This window comes from Citrobacter sp. Cpo045, from assembly GCF_030332875.1.
Taxonomy (GTDB): Bacteria; Pseudomonadota; Gammaproteobacteria; order Enterobacterales; family Enterobacteriaceae; genus Citrobacter; species Citrobacter portucalensis.
Genome location: NZ_JAOWGZ010000086.1, coordinates 125,382 through 141,407, shown reverse-complemented (window position 1 = coordinate 141,407; position 16,026 = coordinate 125,382). Strand labels below are relative to the sequence as shown.

Here is a 16,026-nt window from a genome sequence, read left to right as displayed (position 1 = left end):
GGGATTCACAATGGAAATCAGTCTGTTGCAGGCTTTTGCGTTGGGTATTCTCGCCTTTATTGCAGGCCTGGATATGTTCAACGGGTTAACGCACATGCACCGCCCGGTTGTTCTCGGGCCGCTGGTCGGCCTGATTCTGGGCGATCTGCATACCGGTATTTTAACAGGTGGTACGCTGGAACTGGTGTGGATGGGTCTTGCCCCACTAGCGGGAGCTCAACCGCCAAACGTGATTATCGGCACTATCGTGGGAACCACGTTTGCCATAACGACCGGAGTGAAACCTGAAGTTGCCGTAGGTGTGGCGGTACCGTTCGCTGTAGCAGTACAGATGGGGATTACCTTCCTGTTTTCTGTGATGTCCGGGGTGATGGCTCGCTGCGATCGCATGGCAGCGAATGCCGATACCGCCGGGATTGAGAGGGTCAACTATCTGGCGTTGCTCGCGTTGGGGACCTTCTACTTTTTATGCGCGTTCCTGCCGATTTACTTTGGCGCGGAACATGCCAAAACCGCGATAGATGTTCTGCCGACGCGTCTGATTGACGGCCTGGGTGTGGCAGGCGGCATCATGCCAGCTATCGGCTTCGCCGTACTGCTGAAAATCATGATGAAAAACGTCTATATCCCCTACTTCATCCTGGGTTTTGTAGCAGCAGCCTGGCTCAAACTCCCTGTGCTGGCGATCGCCGCCGCAGCACTGGCAATGGCGCTGATCGATTTTCTGCGTAAATCACCTGAACCTACAGCTCCCACAGCACAAAAAGAGGAATTCGAAGATGGCATCTAATCAAACGGCTCTGCCGAACGTTTCCGATACCGAAGAAACGCTGCTGTCCGGCACCAATGAAAACGTCTACGAAGACCAGAATATCGGTGCCGAGCTGACGAAAAAAGATATCAACCGTGTTGCCTGGCGTTCAATGCTGTTGCAGGCCTCTTTTAACTACGAACGTATGCAGGCATCAGGATGGCTGTACGGCCTGTTACCTGCTCTGAAAAAGATCCATACCAATAAGCGCGATCTGGCGCGTTCGATGAAAGGCCATATGGGCTTCTTCAACACGCACCCGTTCCTGGTCACGTTTGTTATCGGGATTATCCTGGCGATGGAACGCTCCAAGCAGGATGTGAACAGTATTCAAAGCACCAAGATTGCCGTGGGTGCGCCGCTTGGCGGCATCGGCGATGCCATGTTCTGGTTAACGTTACTGCCTATTTGCGGCGGTATCGGGGCCAGCCTGGCGCTGCAAGGCTCTATTCTTGGCGCAGTTGTCTTTATTGTTATGTTCAACGTGGTTCATCTTGGTCTGCGCTTTGGGCTGGCACACTATGCTTATCGAATGGGCGTTGCTGCCATTCCGCTGATTAAAGCTAACACCAAAAAGGTTGGACATGCGGCATCCATCGTAGGGATGACGGTGATTGGTGCGCTGGTAGCGACCTATGTTCGCCTGAGCACTACGCTGGAAATCACTGCTGGCGATGCGGTAGTGAAACTGCAAACAGACGTGATAGACAAGCTGATGCCTGCTTTTTTACCGCTGGTCTACACATTAACCATGTTCTGGCTGGTCCGCCGTGGCTGGAGTCCTCTGCGCCTTATCGCCATTACCGTGCTGCTCGGCGTCGTAGGTAAGTTCTGTCATTTCCTGTAAATATAAGGGGTTGTAGATGTTAGGTATTATTTTGACGGGTCATGGCGGGTTTGCCAGCGGAATGGAAAAAGCGATGAAACAGATTCTGGGTGAGCAGACTCAGTTCATTGCCATCGACTTTCCGGAAACCTCAACCACTGCCTTGCTCACCTCACAACTTGAACAGGCGGTGGGTGAACTGGATGCGCAGCAAGACATCGTGTTTCTGACTGATTTGTTGGGCGGAACACCATTTCGCGTAGCTTCCACACTAGCCATGCAAAGGCAAGGTACTGAAGTGATCACCGGTACCAATCTACAACTGCTACTGGAGATGGTGCTGGAGCGCGACGACCTGAGCAGCGAAGCGTTTCGTTTGCAGGCGCTGGAGTGCGGGCACCGGGGTTTAACCAGCCTGGTGGACGAGCTGGGACGCTGCCGTGAGGAAAAGCCCGTTGAGGAAGGGATATGACACTGCTACTGCGCGCCAGACGTCTACTGACCGAACAGGGCTGGCTGGACGATCATCAATTGCATATTGAAGACGGTATCATTGCGGCAATAGAGCCAATTCCTTCCGGCGTTATGGTCCGCGATGCTGAACTGCTCTGTCCGGCATACATTGATACCCACGTACACGGGGGCGCGGGTGCCGATGTGATGGATGAAGCACCGGATACGCTCGACAAACTGGCGATGCACAAAGCGCGTGAAGGGGTAGCCAACTGGCTACCCACTACCGTCACCGCTCCATTACCGGATATTCACAAGGCGCTTGAGCGTATCGCCCATCGCTACCATTCCGGAGGGCCCGGCGCACAGGTGCTGGGCAGTTATCTTGAAGGCCCGTACTTTACGCCGCAGAACAAAGGGGCGCACCCGCCTGAGCTTTTCAGGGAACTGGAACTCAGTGAACTGGATGAACTGATTGCGATTTCCCAGCAAACATTGCGCATCGTTGCGCTGGCACCAGAAAAAACCGGTGCATTGCAGGCCATCGAACATCTGAAGCAGCGCAACGTACGGGTGATGCTGGGACACAGCGCAGCGACCTGGGAACAAACCCGCGCGGCCTTTGACGCCGGCGCTGACGGACTGGTTCACTGCTACAACGGTATGACCGGCTTACATCATCGGGAGCCAGGCATGGTTGGCGCAGGATTAACCGACTCTCGCGCCTGGCTGGAACTTATCGCTGACGGACACCATGTCCACCCGGCGGCCATGAAGCTCTGCTGCTGTTGCGCCAAAGACAGGCTGGTGCTGATCACCGATGCCATGCAGGCTGCAGGAATGCCAGACGGGCGCTATACGCTCTGCGGTGAGGAAGTAGAAATGCACAGTGGTATTGTGCGTACCGCTTCCGGTGGCCTGGCTGGTAGCACGCTCTCGGTTGATGCCGCCGTACGTAATATGGTCAAGCTCACCGGGATAACGGCAGAAGAGGCAATTCATATGGCCTCTCTCCACCCCGCACGTCTGTTGGGTATCGATCGCCAACTGGGATCGTTAGCAGTGGGAAAACGTGCAGACGCGATCGCGCTCAATAGCGGGCTACATTTACAACAGATCTGGATTCAGGGTCAGGCTCTCCCCCTTTGACCTTTCATTTTGTCTCGTGTTGGCCTGCGGTCTTCGATCGCAAGGCCTTTCTTTTCCTTTCGCTTGAGTAAATACCTAACCATCCTACAACAAGCCTACTTCTTATAGATCAATAAGATAACCACACCTTTCGTTCTCACGATCACAAATTTCGTTTTATTTCCTTTTGGATTATTGCTCTTTCGATTTCTTTCCTATAGATTTTAATCAATCGACAAGATGAACAAGTGAAACGAAACGAAAGATAGCGACATTCTCGCCAGCGTCTTATGTGGAATTTACAAGACTAAGGACTTAAGTTATGCCAGAAACCTATACCCCTGTTACCGCGGTAACGGGCACCTGGACCGAAGAAGAGATCCGTCAACAACCTGCCAGTTGGATCCGTTCCCTTACGAATATCGACAACATTCGATCTGCCATTGACAGCTTTCTCGCACCATTACTGCGCAAAAACGATCTGCGGATCATACTGACCGGGGCTGGAACATCAGCATTCATTGGCGACATCATCGCCCCCTGGCTGGCAAGCTATACCGGTAAAAACATCAGCGCTGTGCCGACCACCGATCTGGTCACCAATCCGATGGATTACCTGAATCCCGCACATCCGCTGCTGCTCATTTCTTTCGCTCGCTCAGGTAACAGCCCTGAAAGCGTTGCAGCAGTGGAACTGGCTAATCAGTTTGTGCCTGAGTGTTATCACCTGCCGATCACCTGCAACGAAGCAGGTAGCCTCTATCAAAACGCAGTTGCAAGCGACAATGCCTTTGCTCTGTTAATGCCCGCAGAGACACATGATCGTGGCTTCGCGATGACCAGCAGCATTACCACCATGATGGCCAGCTGCCTGGCAGTATTTGCCCCAGAGAAAATCAACAGCCAGACCTTCCGTGACGTGGCCGATCGGTGCCAGACGATTCTGACTTCGCTGGGCGATTTCAGCGACGGTGTATTTGGCAATGAACCCTGGAAACGGATCGTTTACCTCGGTAGCGGTGGATTACAGGGAGCAGCGCGGGAATCAGCACTGAAAGTCCTGGAGCTGACTGCAGGCAAACTGGCCGCATTCTATGACTCCCCGACAGGCTTTCGTCACGGTCCAAAGTCACTGGTTGATAACGAAACGCTGGTAGTGGTCTTTGTTTCCAGCCATCCGTATACACGTCAATACGATCTCGATCTGCTGGCAGAGTTACGCCGCGATCGGCAGGCATTGCGGGTTGTCGCGATTGCCGCACAAACCCATGAGGTGATTGAAGCAGGCCCACATATTCTGCTGCCGCCAGCACGCTCTTTCATCGATATGGAATTGGCGTTCTGCTTCCTGATCTACGCCCAGGTTTTTGCTTTGACGCAATCCATCAATATCGGCAATACACCGGATACGCCTTCTGCCAGCGGCACTGTGAACCGCGTTGTACAGGGCGTTGTTATTCATCCCTGGAACGCCTAAAAGGATCGTTTTATGAGCATTATTTCCACGAAATACCTCCTGCTGGATGCCCAAAAAAAGGGCTATGCCGTACCCGCCTTTAACATTCATAACGCCGAGACGATCCAGGCGATCCTTGAAGTGTGCTATGAAATGCAATCGCCGGTGATCCTGGCAGGAACGCCGGGTACCTTTAAGCATATCGCTCTGGAAGAGATCTACGCGCTGTGCAGCGCTTATTCCACCAGCTACGGTATACCGCTGGCGCTGCACCTCGATCACCATGAGTCGCTGGACGACATTCGTCGTAAAGTGAATGCAGGAGTGCGCAGCGCAATGATTGACGGCAGCCACTTTCCGTTTGAAGAAAACGTGAAGCTGGTGAAATCCGTTGTGGATTTTTGCCATGCCAAAGATTGCAGCGTGGAAGCTGAGCTGGGTCGCCTCGGTGGCGTAGAAGATGATATGAGTGTGGATGCAGAAAGCGCCTTCCTCACCGATCCACAAGAAGCTAAACGGTTTGTTGAGCGTACTGGCGTAGATAGCCTTGCTGTTGCCATCGGCACAGCACACGGTTTGTACACCAAAACACCCAAAATCGATTTCCAGCGGCTGGGTGAAATTCGTGAGGTAGTCGACGTTCCGCTGGTGCTGCATGGCGCAAGCGATGTCCCTGACGAATACGTCCGCCGCACGATCGAGCTTGGCGTTTGCAAAGTTAACGTCGCGACCGAACTGAAAATCGCTTTTGCCGATGCGGTCAAAGCGTGGTTTGCGGAGAATCCGCAGGGCAACGATCCTCGCTATTACATGCGGGTCGGTATGGATGCGATGAAAGAAGTGGTGCGTAGCAAAATCACTGTATGCGGGTCAGCAAACCGCTTATTAATCAGTGAAACTGCCGCTCAGTCTTAAGCACTGTGTTAGCTAATGGCCATACCCTTGTCGGTTTGGCCATCAGCAATCGGGCTTACTCTCCCTGCTGTTCCAGCGCGTGCTTATACAACGCATTCTTTTTCACGCCATGGATTTCAGCAGCCAGCGCGGCGGCCTTTTTCAGCGGCAGTTCTGCCTGCAATAAGGCCAACGTACGCAGCGCATCGGCAGGAAGATCGTCTTCCTGCGCTTTATGCCCTTCGACAATCAGCACCATTTCACCTTTACGACGGTTTTCATCTTCCTTGACCCACGCCAGCAGTTCACCAACCGGTGCACCGTGAATAGTTTCCCAGGTTTTGGTCAGCTCGCGCGCCAGCACCACGTAACGGGATTCGCCCCACACGGCAACCATGTCTTCCAGGCTATCCAGCAAGCGGTGGGTAGATTCATAAAAAATAAGCGTACGCGGCTCGGCCTCAATGGCTTTCATCGCATCACGACGCCCTTTCGATTTGGCAGGCAGAAATCCTTCATAGCAAAAACGGTCTGAAGGCAGGCCTGCAGCGCTCAGGGCAGCAATCGCCGCACAAGGACCAGGCAGGGGAACAACGCGGATCCCTGCTTCACGACAGGTACGCACCAGATGGTAGCCAGGATCGTTAATCAGCGGCGTTCCGGCATCGGAAACCAGCGCAATGTTTTGTCCTTCTTTGAGCTTCGCGACCAGCGTTTCAGCCTTTTGCTGCTCGTTGTGGTCATGTAGCGCGAACAGACGCGCGTTAATCGCGAAGTGTTGTAACAATAATCCTGTATGACGAGTGTCTTCAGCGGCAATCAAATCAACGGCTTGTAAAACTTCGAGCGCTCGTTGGGTAATATCAGCCAAATTTCCTATAGGAGTAGGTACAATAAAGAGTTGGCCTTGAGAATTATCCGCCGATTCGTGTTGTTTCATTGTGTCGTCCGTATTGCCGATTTAATATTGAGCATTGAGTAAAAAAATATCACTGGATACAGTATGGTACCCTCAACATTTTCTCGTTTGAAAGCCGCACGCGCGCTACCAGTCATTCTGGCAGCACTGATTTTCGCAGGCTGTGGCACCCAGGCGCCAGACCAGAGTGCAGCCCATATGCAGGGCACTGCGCAGGCTGATTCCGGCTTTTATCTGCAACAAATGCAGCAAAGCTCAGATGATAGCAAGACCAACTGGCAATTACTCGCCATTCGTGCACTGCTGAAAGAAGGCAAGAGCCAGCAGGCTATCGAACTGTTTAACCAGCTACCGCAGAAGCTAAGCGATACCCAGCAGCGTGAGCAGTCACTGTTGGCCGTCGAGATTAAGCTCGCGCAGAAGGATGTCGCTGGCGCACAGGCCCTGCTGGATAAGTTAACTCCCGCCGATTTCGATCAAAACCAACAGGCACGCTACTGGCAAGCGCAAATCGACGTCAACCAGGGTCGCCCGTCTCTGACGCTGCTGCGCGCCCTGATCGCGCAGGAACCGCTGCTGGCCGCGAATGCTAAGCAGAAAAATATGGACGCCACCTGGCAGGCGCTGTCGTCCATGACCCAGGAGCAAGCGCAAGCGCTGGTCATCAATGCTGATGAAAACGTGCTGCAAGGCTGGCTGGATCTCCAGCGCGTCTGGTTCGATAACCGTAACGATCCGGACATGATGAAAGCTGGTATTGCGGACTGGCAGAAACGTTATCCGCAAAACCCAGGAGCAAAACTGTTACCAACACAGTTGGTTAACGTGCAGAGCTTTAAGCCCGCCTCCACCAGCAAAATCGCCCTGCTGTTACCACTGAACGGTCAGGCCGCTGTATTTGGCCGTACTATTCAGCAAGGCTTTGAAGCTGCGAAAAACATGGGCACTCAACCTGTCGCAGCCCCTGTTGCTGTCGCACCTGCCGCAGTTCCAGCTGCCGCGACCACCACAGAACAGCCGCAAACGACTGACGGCGTTGCCAGCCCGTCTCAGGCGTCAGTAAGCGATCTGACCAACGAGACGCCGGCTCAGCCAGAAACACCTGCTGTGCAGCCCGCAGCACCCGCTCAGCCAACAACCGCCAGCGCACCGGCGAATCCATCCGCTGAGCTGAAAATCTACGACACTTCATCACAGCCGCTGAACCAGATCCTGACTCAGGTTCAGCAGGATGGCGCCAGCATCGTGGTTGGCCCACTTTTGAAGAACAATGTTGAAGAGCTGATGAAAAGCAACACGCCATTGAACGTCCTGGCGCTTAACCAGCCGGAGTCGGTGAAAAATCTGCCGAACGTCTGCTACTTCGCCCTGTCGCCAGAAGATGAAGCGCGCGACGCCGCACGCCACATCCGCGATCAGGGAAAACAGACGCCGCTGTTGTTGATTCCACGGAGTTCATTAGGCGATCGCGTTGCCAACGCCTTTGCACAGGAATGGCAAAAACTGGGTGGCGGCGTGGTATTGCAGCAGAAGTTCGGCTCCACCGCTGAACTTAAAATGGGCGTCAACGGCGGCTCAGGGATTTCCCTGACAGGCAGCCCGGTGGCCTCCTCTGTGCCAGCCCAACCCGGCGTGACGATTGGCGGTCTGACCATCCCGGCAGCACCTACCGATGCGCAAATAACCGGCGGCAGCGGTCGTGTTGATGCCGTGTATATTCTGGCGACGCCGGAAGAAATTGCATTTATTAAGCCGATGATCGCCATGCGCAACGGCAGCCAGAGCGGCGCCACGCTGTACGCCAGTTCTCGTAGTGCGCAGGGCACTGCCGGCCCGGATTTCCGTCTGGAGATGGAAGGCTTGCAGTACAGCGAAATTCCAATGCTGGCAGGCGCTAACGCACCTCTCATGCAGCAGGCGCTTGGCGCAGTTCGTAACGACTACTCGCTGGCGCGTATGTATGCCATGGGTGTCGATGCCTGGTCGCTTGCCAACCACTTCTCGCAAATGCGTCAGGTGCAGGGTTTCGAAATTAACGGTAATACCGGGGCCTTAACCGCAACGCAGGATTGTGTGATTAACAGGAAGTTATCATGGCTCAAATACCAGCAAGGACAAGTCGTCCCCGCCAGTTAACGAGTAAACAGACCGGTGACGCGTGGGAATCCACCGCGCGTGACTGGCTGCTGAGCAAGGGACTGCATTTTATCGCCGCCAACGTGCGTGAACGTGGTGGCGAAATCGACCTGATAATGCGTGAAGGCAACACCACCGTATTTGTTGAGGTTCGCTACCGACGCTCAGCACAGTTCGGCGGTGCGGCGGCGAGTGTGACCCGGAGCAAACAACACAAATTATTACAGACCGCCCGCTTGTGGCTTGCGCGCCACAATGGGAGTTTTGATACTGTGGATTGCCGGTTCGATGTGTTAGCCTTCACCGGAAATGATGTTGAGTGGTTTAAGGACGCGTTCAACGACCGCTCATAGTTGAAGATTCAGAGCCTGGTTCTTAAGGATTAGCGTGTTAGATAGAATTAAAGTCTGCTTTACAGAAAGCATTCAAACTCAGATAGCTGCGGCTGAAGCACTTCCGGATGCAATCTCCCGTGCCGCCATGACGCTGGTTCAGTCCCTGCTCAATGGCAACAAAATTCTCTGTTGTGGTAATGGGACGTCCGCTGCCAACGCACAGCATTTTGCTGCCAGCATGATCAATCGTTTTGAAACAGAACGCCCAAGTTTACCTGCGATTGCACTAAACACTGATAATGTGGTCTTAACTGCGATTGCCAACGATCGCCTGCACGACGAAGTTTATGCAAAACAAGTCCGTGCGCTGGGACATGCAGGTGATGTTCTGCTGGCAATCTCTACGCGTGGTAATAGCCGCGATATCGTAAAAGCCGTTGAAGCCGCCGTGACACGCGACATGACAATCGTCGCGCTGACCGGGTATGACGGAGGGGAACTGGCCGGATTACTGGGGCCACAGGATGTTGAAATCCGTATACCCTCACACCACAGCGCCCGCGTTCAGGAAATGCACATGCTGACGGTCAACTGCCTTTGCGATCTTATCGATAACACGCTTTTCCCTCACCAGGATGATTAAGGAGTACACATGAAGGCATTTTCGCCGCTTGCTGTGATTATCGCTGCACTGCTGCTGCAAGGCTGTGTCGCTGCCGCCGTTGTTGGAACTGCAGCTGTCGGGACTAAAGCCGCGACGGATCCTCGTAGTGTCGGCACCCAGGTTGATGACAGTACCCTGGAATTACGCGTCAATACGGCGTTGTCGAAAGATGCCCAGATCAAGAAAGAAGCGCGAATCAACGTGAGCGCATATCAGGGTAAAGTGCTGCTGGTCGGCCAGTCGCCGAATAGCGAACTGTCTGCACGTGCAAAACAGATTGCGATGGGCGTAGAAGGTACGACTGAGGTCTTTAATGAGATCCGTCAGGGCCAGCCAATCGGTCTGGGCGATGCGTCCAACGATACCTGGATAACCACCAAAGTACGTTCCCAGTTACTGACCAGCGATCAGGTGAAATCCTCTAACGTGAAAGTAACGACTGAGAACGGAGAAGTGTTCCTGTTAGGCCTGGTGACCGAGCGTGAAGCGAAGGCGGCGGCGGATATCGCCAGCCGGGTAAGCGGCGTGAAACGCGTCACGACAGCCTTTACGTTTATTAAGTAACACGCCTGTAGATGGCATCTTATCCGTCCTACAGAACGTAATCGTTTGTAGGCCGGATAAGCGTCAGCGCCATTCGGCATTTTTTTATTTAGCCCTTTCGCGTAGCTCGGATGAGGTCAGGATCGAAACCCCTTCATGCCCAGGCACCAGCGCTTCTGCCAGCATTGCCCGAGCAACATCGCGCGCTTCAATCGACTTCCAGTTACCCGGCAGCAGCCTGAACAACGGCGCTAAAAACATCTCATTCGTCCGCTGTTTGTCCCTATCACCCAGTAGCATTGAAGGCCGGACAATCGTCAGCCGTGGCCAATTCTGCGCGATCAGCGCCTGCTCCATTTCACCTTTCACCCGATTATAAAAAAACGGTGAATTCGCATTGGCGCCCATCGAACTCACCACCAGCATATGCTGGGCGCCTAACCTACGTCCCGTCAGGGCCGTATCTACCACCAGCGTATAGTCAGCATGGATAAACGCCTCTTTGCTGCCCGCTTCACGCCGGGTAGTCCCCAAACAACAAAAGACAATATCGACTGGATCGGTGACCTGCGCCAGAGCATCGGTTAGCTGCGGATCATGGGGGTTATAGATACCAACCGTATCTGCCAGCGGTCGACGCGTTGGTGCCGTGATGGCATTGACCCGGGGTTCATTGAGCAGCATACGCAGCAAATGTCCGCCCACCAGCCCCGTGGCTCCCGTTATTAACACCTGACTCATCGCTTATCTTCCCCAGGTCTTCAATCACTGTTCTAACTATAGATCACGCAGCCAGTGCATCTTTTTACCGAAGCCCAGCGTGTTGTCCGTAAATTTGACTTCATCCAGTCGAATTTCCCATACGGGTGCTGGCAGCATTCTGGCGACGGGGAAACGGCGGTTGTAGGCTTTACGCGCAGCTTCGCTCTCCTGTCCTTCAAGACGCCGGATTTCCCCTTTAAACTGTACGCCCCGAATCAGAGCGACGGTTTTAGGCTGACCGTTTACTGTACCGGCAATCGGTGCGCGTGGTCCGGACATCTGCGCATGCCGCGTTTTCTCTTCGGTCAGCACATAGAACACCATCTTCTGCGCATCAAACAGGTAAAACGCATTGGCGCACCACAATTCACCTTCATGGTGTACGCACCAGGTCACGACGTGCTGTTTTGCCAGCCAGCGAGACACCGCAGTCAGTGTTTCCATTTCTGTTCTCTTTTATACTGTAGGCCTGAAAATTATCACGTCGATGGTAACAATGACACCCTGGTATCTGTACCTGATCCGTACCGCAGACAACGCCTTATACACCGGAATAACCACCGATGTGCAGCGCCGCTATAAGCAGCATCAAAGTGGGAAAGGCGCGAAGGCGCTACGCGGAAAGGGGGAACTCACGTTGGCATTTGCGGCGCAGGTCGGCGACCGTTCGCTGGCCCTGCGCATAGAGTATCGCGTTAAACAGCTCACCAAGCGGCAGAAAGAGCGCCTTGTCGAAGGCGAAGGGTTTGAGGCGCTACTAAGCAGCCTGCAAACCCCGGAAGCTTAAAAGCGATTGAAGTGGTCGTGGTATTCCACAAGTCCCGTCACGCCATCCAGCGCATCGTCCGCCAGGCGATGAACCTGGAACGCGCTTTCGGTGCCCGGCCAGCGGCAACGCAGGTCATGATGGGCCGCCAGCTCAAAGCCAAAGCGGCTGTACAGGGCCGGATCCCCCAGCGTAACCACCGCTGCGTAGCCAAACTCGTTCAGCGAATCGAGTCCTTCATAGACCAGCTGACGCGCCAGGCCCTGCCCCCGGTAGTTTTCATCCACCGCGAGCGGCGCCATGCCGACCCATTGCAGATCTTCACCCTGAACATCGACTGGGCTGAACGCGACGTAACCCACTACCTGACCTTCGTCATCGGTAGCAACCAGACCCAGCGTTAAGAACCCATCTTCACGCAGGTCGTGCACTAATTTCGCTTCCGCATCGCTCTCAAATGAACGGCGCAGCAACGCATCAATACCAGGGGCATCAATGGGAATTTCAACTCGAATCAGCATGGCTCACCTACCGAGGTCTGTTTGGTTTCTGGCGACGTTTTCATCCCCGCCTCAACAAAATCCGCCAACTGCATCAGCATGACGCGCAACGCTTTAGGCATCTGCTCCAGTTCGATGGCATCCATCAGATTTTTTACGTATAGCCCTAATTCTGTATCACCTTCAATCACCAGACGACGCTGGAAGAAAAGCGTATCCGGATCCTGCTTGCGGGCCACGATCATCAGCAGATCGCTGGCATCGGCGCTAAAACTCACATCCGCATCTGCATTCTGGCTGACGATAAGTTTATCGTTCTCAACAGAGGTATACCATTTGAGGTCAATGTCACGCACATGAATGCTCAGCCAGCGACCTTCGAGAAACTCCAGCTCCCCATCGGCCAGCGCCTGACTAAACTGCCAGCTCAGGACCTGCTCCAGAACCTGGCGCTTCAGCGCAAAGGGCGTCAGTTTAACTGGTACACTCATCAGAGAAGGACCAAATTGTACTAAGCGTGAACGCAGTTTATCCAACACGAGCTTTACTCCCTGTTTCAATAGTCCTGCTATTTTGCCATATCAAATAAACGACATAGCGGCATAAATCAACAATTCGATGCGAAATTGTTACCTCTTTATTGGTGTCACCAATACGACTTTAACTGCCTCAAATCAAAAATTGTCTCAGCAAGGTTAACTAAAATCCCCATTCGTTAACATTTCTGCGCCCATCACGGCGCAACGTTCAGGATAAATTATGGAGCTGCTCTGCCCTGCCGGAAACCTACCGGCGCTTAAGGCGGCCATCGAGAACGGCGCTGATGCTGTCTACATCGGGCTGAAAGATGATACAAATGCCCGTCATTTCGCCGGCCTTAATTTTACCGAGAAAAAATTGCAGGAAGCGGTGAGTTTTGTCCATCAGCACCGCCGTAAGCTGCACATTGCGATTAACACCTTTGCGCACCCGGATGGTTACGCGCGCTGGCAACGTGCCGTTGATATGGCAGCGCAACTGGGTGCAGACGCGCTGATCCTTGCCGACCTCGCCATGCTGGAGTATGCCGCAGAGCGCTACCCGCATATTGAGCGCCATGTCTCTGTTCAGGCATCTGCAACCAATGAAGAGGCAATTAATTTCTATCATCGCAACTTTGACGTCGCCCGCGTGGTGCTGCCGCGCGTGCTATCTATTCATCAGGTGAAACAGCTCGCTCGCGTCACGCCAGTTCCCCTGGAAGTGTTCGCCTTCGGTAGCCTGTGCATTATGGCGGAAGGCCGTTGCTATCTTTCGTCCTATCTGACGGGTGAGTCTCCTAATACGGTTGGTGCCTGCTCGCCTGCCCGTTTTGTCCGCTGGCAACAGACCCAACAAGGGCTGGAATCCCGTCTTAATGAAGTGCTGATCGACCGCTATCAGGACGGGGAAAACGCCGGTTATCCGACGCTATGCAAAGGCCGCTATCTGGTTGACGGCGAGCGTTACCATGCGCTGGAAGAACCCACCAGCCTGAACACGCTGGAGCTGCTGCCGGAACTACTGGTAGCCAATATTGCCTCGGTGAAAATCGAAGGTCGTCAGCGCAGCCCGGCCTATGTCAGTCAGGTGGCGAAAGTGTGGCGTCAGGCGATCGACCGCTGTATGGCCGACCCGCAAAACTACGTCCCGCAGGCCGCGTGGATGGAAACGCTCGGTTCTATGTCCGAAGGCACGCAGACCACGCTTGGCGCGTATCACCGTAAATGGCAGTGAGAGAAGCAATGAAATATTCCTTAGGGCCGGTGCTGTGGTACTGGCCGAAAGAAACGCTGGAAGATTTTTATCAGCAGGCTGCCGTAAGCCAGGCCGACGTTATCTATCTTGGTGAAGCGGTATGCAGTAAACGCCGCGCCACCAAAGTGGGCGACTGGCTCGATATGGCGAAATCGCTCGCTGGCAGCGGTAAACAGGTTGTGCTGTCAACACTGGCGCTGGTACAGGCCTCTTCTGAACTGGGAGAGCTGAAGCGCTATGTCGAAAACGGTGACTTCCTGCTGGAAGCCAGCGATCTCGGCGTAGTAAACATGTGCGCCGAGCGTAAGCTGCCGTTTGTCGCCGGGCATGCGCTCAACTGCTACAACGCGGTTACCCTGCGTATCCTGCTCAAACAAGGCATGGTGCGCTGGTGTATGCCGGTAGAGCTTTCCCGCGACTGGTTGGCAAACCTGCTCAACCAGTGTGATGAGCTGGGTATTCGCAATCAGTTTGAAGTTGAGGTGCTGAGCTACGGGCATCTGCCGCTGGCGTACTCTGCCCGCTGCTTTACCGCGCGCTCTGAAGACCGTCCAAAAGACGAGTGTGAAACCTGTTGCATCAAATATCCGAACGGGCGCGATGTGCTGTCGCAGGAGAATCAGCAGGTCTTTGTCCTCAACGGGATCCAGACCATGAGCGGTTATGTTTACAACCTCGGCAACGAACTGACATCGATGCAGGGGCTGGTTGATATTGTGCGTCTGTCCCCTTCAGGCACTGAAACATTCGCCATGCTCGACGCCTTCCGCGCCAATGAAAATGGCAATGCCCCATTACCGCTTGCCGCCCACAGTGACTGTAACGGCTACTGGAAGCGACTGGCTGGACTGGAGCTGCAGGCCTAGCCGGATACGGCATAAATGCCTTATCGGGCCTACAAATAGCGATCCCGTAGGCCCGATAAGCGCAGCGCCATCGGGCATGTTATATTCGGTGCCCGCCGTATAAAGCTCACTTTGTTAACAACATTCGCTAATCTTTAATGCAGTATTAAAAGATTAACCGGTAACAAAGTGAGCCGTTATGACTGACAAAACTATTCCGTTCTCGGTGCTGGATCTGGCGCCGATCCCTGAAGGATCCTCGGCAAAAGAGGCCTTCACACACTCGCTTGATCTCGCTCAACTGGCCGAAAATCGCGGCTACCACCGCTACTGGCTGGCGGAACATCACAACATGACCGGCATCGCCAGCGCAGCAACCTCAGTGCTGATTGGTTATCTGGCTGCCAATACCACCACGCTGCATCTCGGGTCTGGCGGCGTGATGCTGCCTAACCATTCGCCGCTGGTGATCGCCGAGCAGTTCGGTACCCTGAACACGCTATATCCGGGACGAATCGATCTCGGGCTTGGTCGCGCACCGGGCAGCGATCAACCAACCATGCGCGCACTGCGCCGCCATATGAGCGGTGATATCGATAACTTCCCACGCGACGTCGCTGAACTGGTGGACTGGTTCGACGCCCGCGATCCTAATCCCCATGTACGCCCGGTTCCCGGCTACGGCGAGCAGATCCCGGTCTGGTTATTAGGCTCCAGCCTGTACAGTGCACAACTGGCGGCCCAGCTTGGTCTGCCGTTTGCCTTCGCCTCGCACTTTGCCCCGGATATGCTGCATCAGGCGCTGCATTTGTATCGTACCCAGTTCAAACCCTCGGCGCGGCTGGCAAAACCGTATGCGATGGTGTGCATCAACATTATTGCCGCCGACAGCAATCGCGACGCCGAGTTTCTTTTCACCTCCATGCAGCAGGCCTTTGTGAAGCTGTGTCGTGGCGAAACCGGCCAGCTACCGCCGCCGGTAGAGAATATGCATCAGCTGTGGTCCGCTTCTGAGCAGTACGGCGTACAACAGGCGCTGAGCATGTCGCTGGTCGGTGATAAGGCAAAAGTGCGGCATGGTCTCGACGCCATTTTGCGTGAAACCCAGGCTGATGAGATTATGGTTAACGGCCAGATTTTTGATCATCAGGCACGTCTACATTCGTTTGATTTGGCGATGGATGTGAAGCAGGAATTGTTGGGGTAGCGCGG

19 protein-coding genes are annotated in these 16,026 nt (G+C 54.2%); 14 read left to right on the top strand and 5 right to left on the bottom strand.

Translation table 11 applies throughout. The annotated features are described in order from the left end of the window. Nucleotides 1-10: 10 nt before the first annotated feature. The 6 genes from agaW to kbaY all read left to right on the top strand — a co-directional run bounded on the left by agaW (nucleotide 11) and on the right by kbaY (nucleotide 5,589). Nucleotides 11-790: a PTS N-acetylgalactosamine transporter subunit IIC gene (gene agaW, locus OGY13_RS07255; RefSeq protein WP_213752431.1), complete on the top strand. Its 780-nt coding sequence runs from the start codon at nucleotides 11-13 to the stop codon at nucleotides 788-790. Next, on the top strand, nucleotides 780-1,658 hold the full coding sequence (gene agaE, locus OGY13_RS07250; RefSeq protein ID WP_213752430.1) for a PTS N-acetylgalactosamine transporter subunit IID: 879 nt from the start codon (nucleotides 780-782) through the stop codon (nucleotides 1,656-1,658). Before agaW ends, agaE begins: the two co-directional genes overlap by 11 nt. 16 nt (nucleotides 1,659-1,674) lie before the next feature. Then, on the top strand, nucleotides 1,675-2,109 hold the full coding sequence (gene agaF / locus OGY13_RS07245) for a PTS galactosamine/N-acetylgalactosamine transporter subunit IIA (protein WP_008785899.1): 435 nt from the start codon (nucleotides 1,675-1,677) through the stop codon (nucleotides 2,107-2,109). Continuing rightward, on the top strand, nucleotides 2,106-3,239 hold the full coding sequence (nagA, locus tag OGY13_RS07240; RefSeq protein WP_213752429.1) for an N-acetylglucosamine-6-phosphate deacetylase: 1,134 nt from the start codon (nucleotides 2,106-2,108) through the stop codon (nucleotides 3,237-3,239). The genes agaF and nagA overlap by 4 nt, the downstream gene beginning before the upstream one ends. Before the next feature lie 301 nt (nucleotides 3,240-3,540). Continuing rightward, nucleotides 3,541-4,695 (top strand): AgaS family sugar isomerase, encoded by a 1,155-nt coding sequence (locus tag OGY13_RS07235; RefSeq protein ID WP_008785901.1) that lies wholly within the window; start codon nucleotides 3,541-3,543, stop codon nucleotides 4,693-4,695. A 12-nt stretch (nucleotides 4,696-4,707) separates the two neighbouring features. Continuing rightward, nucleotides 4,708-5,589: a tagatose-bisphosphate aldolase subunit KbaY gene (gene kbaY / locus OGY13_RS07230; RefSeq protein ID WP_016151042.1), complete on the top strand. Its 882-nt coding sequence runs from the start codon at nucleotides 4,708-4,710 to the stop codon at nucleotides 5,587-5,589. A gap of 55 nt (nucleotides 5,590-5,644) precedes the next feature. Here kbaY and rsmI read toward each other — a convergent pair whose 3' ends face one another. Then, entirely contained in the window at nucleotides 5,645-6,508 is an 864-nt protein-coding gene (gene rsmI / locus OGY13_RS07225) for a 16S rRNA (cytidine(1402)-2'-O)-methyltransferase (protein WP_003024942.1), read from the bottom strand. 63 nt (nucleotides 6,509-6,571) lie between these two features. Between rsmI and OGY13_RS07220 the strand changes: the two genes are divergently transcribed. The 4 genes from OGY13_RS07220 to dolP are packed head-to-tail and all read left to right on the top strand — an operon-like array spanning nucleotide 6,572 to nucleotide 10,186. Then, complete coding sequence (locus tag OGY13_RS07220) at nucleotides 6,572-8,623, top strand: penicillin-binding protein activator (protein WP_100271868.1); 2,052 nt, start codon at nucleotides 6,572-6,574, stop codon at nucleotides 8,621-8,623. Continuing rightward, nucleotides 8,581-8,976 carry a YraN family protein gene (locus OGY13_RS07215; RefSeq protein ID WP_003828625.1) on the top strand — a complete coding sequence of 132 codons (396 nt, stop codon included), beginning with the start codon at nucleotides 8,581-8,583 and terminating at the stop codon, nucleotides 8,974-8,976. The genes OGY13_RS07220 and OGY13_RS07215 overlap by 43 nt, the downstream gene beginning before the upstream one ends. Before the next feature lie 34 nt (nucleotides 8,977-9,010). Then, entirely contained in the window at nucleotides 9,011-9,601 is a 591-nt protein-coding gene (diaA, locus tag OGY13_RS07210) for a DnaA initiator-associating protein DiaA (protein WP_003024948.1), read from the top strand. A 9-nt stretch (nucleotides 9,602-9,610) separates the two neighbouring features. After that, complete coding sequence (gene dolP, locus OGY13_RS07205; protein ID WP_008785904.1) at nucleotides 9,611-10,186, top strand: division/outer membrane stress-associated lipid-binding lipoprotein; 576 nt, start codon at nucleotides 9,611-9,613, stop codon at nucleotides 10,184-10,186. Nucleotides 10,187-10,270: 84 nt separating this feature from the next. Here the strand turns inward: dolP and OGY13_RS07200 are convergent, their stop codons facing one another. Continuing rightward, a complete protein-coding gene (locus OGY13_RS07200; RefSeq protein ID WP_204192258.1) occupies nucleotides 10,271-10,906 on the bottom strand; it encodes an NAD(P)H-binding protein in 636 nt (211 codons plus the stop codon). A 36-nt stretch (nucleotides 10,907-10,942) separates the two neighbouring features. Continuing rightward, a complete protein-coding gene (locus OGY13_RS07195; RefSeq protein ID WP_032945092.1) occupies nucleotides 10,943-11,371 on the bottom strand; it encodes a YhbP family protein in 429 nt (142 codons plus the stop codon). Between the two features lie 52 nt (nucleotides 11,372-11,423). Between OGY13_RS07195 and OGY13_RS07190 the strand changes: the two genes are divergently transcribed. Then, nucleotides 11,424-11,714, top strand: a complete 291-nt coding sequence (locus OGY13_RS07190; protein WP_032945094.1) for a GIY-YIG nuclease family protein — start codon at nucleotides 11,424-11,426, stop codon at nucleotides 11,712-11,714. On the opposite strand, the gene OGY13_RS07185 is transcribed toward OGY13_RS07190, so the two are convergent. Both OGY13_RS07185 and ubiT read right to left on the bottom strand, forming a co-directional pair. Further along, on the bottom strand, nucleotides 11,711-12,214 hold the full coding sequence (locus OGY13_RS07185) for a GNAT family N-acetyltransferase (RefSeq protein WP_008785907.1): 504 nt from the start codon (nucleotides 12,212-12,214) through the stop codon (nucleotides 11,711-11,713). The two genes, OGY13_RS07190 and OGY13_RS07185, sit on opposite strands and share 4 nt — an antisense overlap. After that, complete coding sequence (ubiT, locus tag OGY13_RS07180) at nucleotides 12,208-12,732, bottom strand: ubiquinone anaerobic biosynthesis accessory factor UbiT (RefSeq protein WP_003828637.1); 525 nt, start codon at nucleotides 12,730-12,732, stop codon at nucleotides 12,208-12,210. The genes OGY13_RS07185 and ubiT overlap by 7 nt, the downstream gene beginning before the upstream one ends. 220 nt (nucleotides 12,733-12,952) lie before the next feature. On the opposite strand from ubiT, the gene ubiU reads away from it, so the two are divergent. The 3 genes from ubiU (at nucleotide 12,953) to OGY13_RS07165 (ending at nucleotide 16,021) form a co-directional block, all read left to right on the top strand. Continuing rightward, complete coding sequence (gene ubiU, locus OGY13_RS07175) at nucleotides 12,953-13,948, top strand: ubiquinone anaerobic biosynthesis protein UbiU (protein ID WP_286637573.1); 996 nt, start codon at nucleotides 12,953-12,955, stop codon at nucleotides 13,946-13,948. An 8-nt stretch (nucleotides 13,949-13,956) separates the two neighbouring features. Then, the gene (locus tag OGY13_RS07170; protein ID WP_431189211.1) at nucleotides 13,957-14,835 is read left to right on the top strand and encodes a U32 family peptidase; all 879 of its coding nucleotides are present in this window, start codon (nucleotides 13,957-13,959) and stop codon (nucleotides 14,833-14,835) included. 178 nt (nucleotides 14,836-15,013) lie between these two features. Beyond that, nucleotides 15,014-16,021: a luciferase-like monooxygenase gene (locus tag OGY13_RS07165; protein WP_213752427.1), complete on the top strand. Its 1,008-nt coding sequence runs from the start codon at nucleotides 15,014-15,016 to the stop codon at nucleotides 16,019-16,021. Nucleotides 16,022-16,026: the final 5 nt, after the last annotated feature.

Bases quoted from the DNA above. Each gene is read 5' to 3' on its own strand.
- agaW (WP_213752431.1), top strand. From the start codon at position 11: ATGGAAATCAGTCTGTTGCAGGCTTTTGCGTTGGGTATTCTCGCCTTT.
- agaE (WP_213752430.1), top strand. From the start codon at position 780: ATGGCATCTAATCAAACGGCTCTGCCGAACGTTTCCGATACCGAAGAA.
- agaF (WP_008785899.1), top strand. From the start codon at position 1,675: ATGTTAGGTATTATTTTGACGGGTCATGGCGGGTTTGCCAGCGGAATG.
- nagA (WP_213752429.1), top strand. From the start codon at position 2,106: ATGACACTGCTACTGCGCGCCAGACGTCTACTGACCGAACAGGGCTGG.
- OGY13_RS07235 (WP_008785901.1), top strand. From the start codon at position 3,541: ATGCCAGAAACCTATACCCCTGTTACCGCGGTAACGGGCACCTGGACC.
- kbaY (WP_016151042.1), top strand. From the start codon at position 4,708: ATGAGCATTATTTCCACGAAATACCTCCTGCTGGATGCCCAAAAAAAG.
- rsmI (WP_003024942.1), bottom strand. From the start codon at position 6,508: ATGAAACAACACGAATCGGCGGATAATTCTCAAGGCCAACTCTTTATT.
- OGY13_RS07220 (WP_100271868.1), top strand. From the start codon at position 6,572: ATGGTACCCTCAACATTTTCTCGTTTGAAAGCCGCACGCGCGCTACCA.
- OGY13_RS07215 (WP_003828625.1), top strand. From the start codon at position 8,581: ATGGCTCAAATACCAGCAAGGACAAGTCGTCCCCGCCAGTTAACGAGT.
- dolP (WP_008785904.1), top strand. From the start codon at position 9,611: ATGAAGGCATTTTCGCCGCTTGCTGTGATTATCGCTGCACTGCTGCTG.
- OGY13_RS07200 (WP_204192258.1), bottom strand. From the start codon at position 10,906: ATGAGTCAGGTGTTAATAACGGGAGCCACGGGGCTGGTGGGCGGACAT.
- OGY13_RS07195 (WP_032945092.1), bottom strand. From the start codon at position 11,371: ATGGAAACACTGACTGCGGTGTCTCGCTGGCTGGCAAAACAGCACGTC.
- OGY13_RS07190 (WP_032945094.1), top strand. From the start codon at position 11,424: ATGACACCCTGGTATCTGTACCTGATCCGTACCGCAGACAACGCCTTA.
- OGY13_RS07185 (WP_008785907.1), bottom strand. From the start codon at position 12,214: ATGCTGATTCGAGTTGAAATTCCCATTGATGCCCCTGGTATTGATGCG.
- ubiU (WP_286637573.1), top strand. From the start codon at position 12,953: ATGGAGCTGCTCTGCCCTGCCGGAAACCTACCGGCGCTTAAGGCGGCC.
- OGY13_RS07170 (WP_431189211.1), top strand. From the start codon at position 13,957: ATGAAATATTCCTTAGGGCCGGTGCTGTGGTACTGGCCGAAAGAAACG.
- OGY13_RS07165 (WP_213752427.1), top strand. From the start codon at position 15,014: ATGACTGACAAAACTATTCCGTTCTCGGTGCTGGATCTGGCGCCGATC.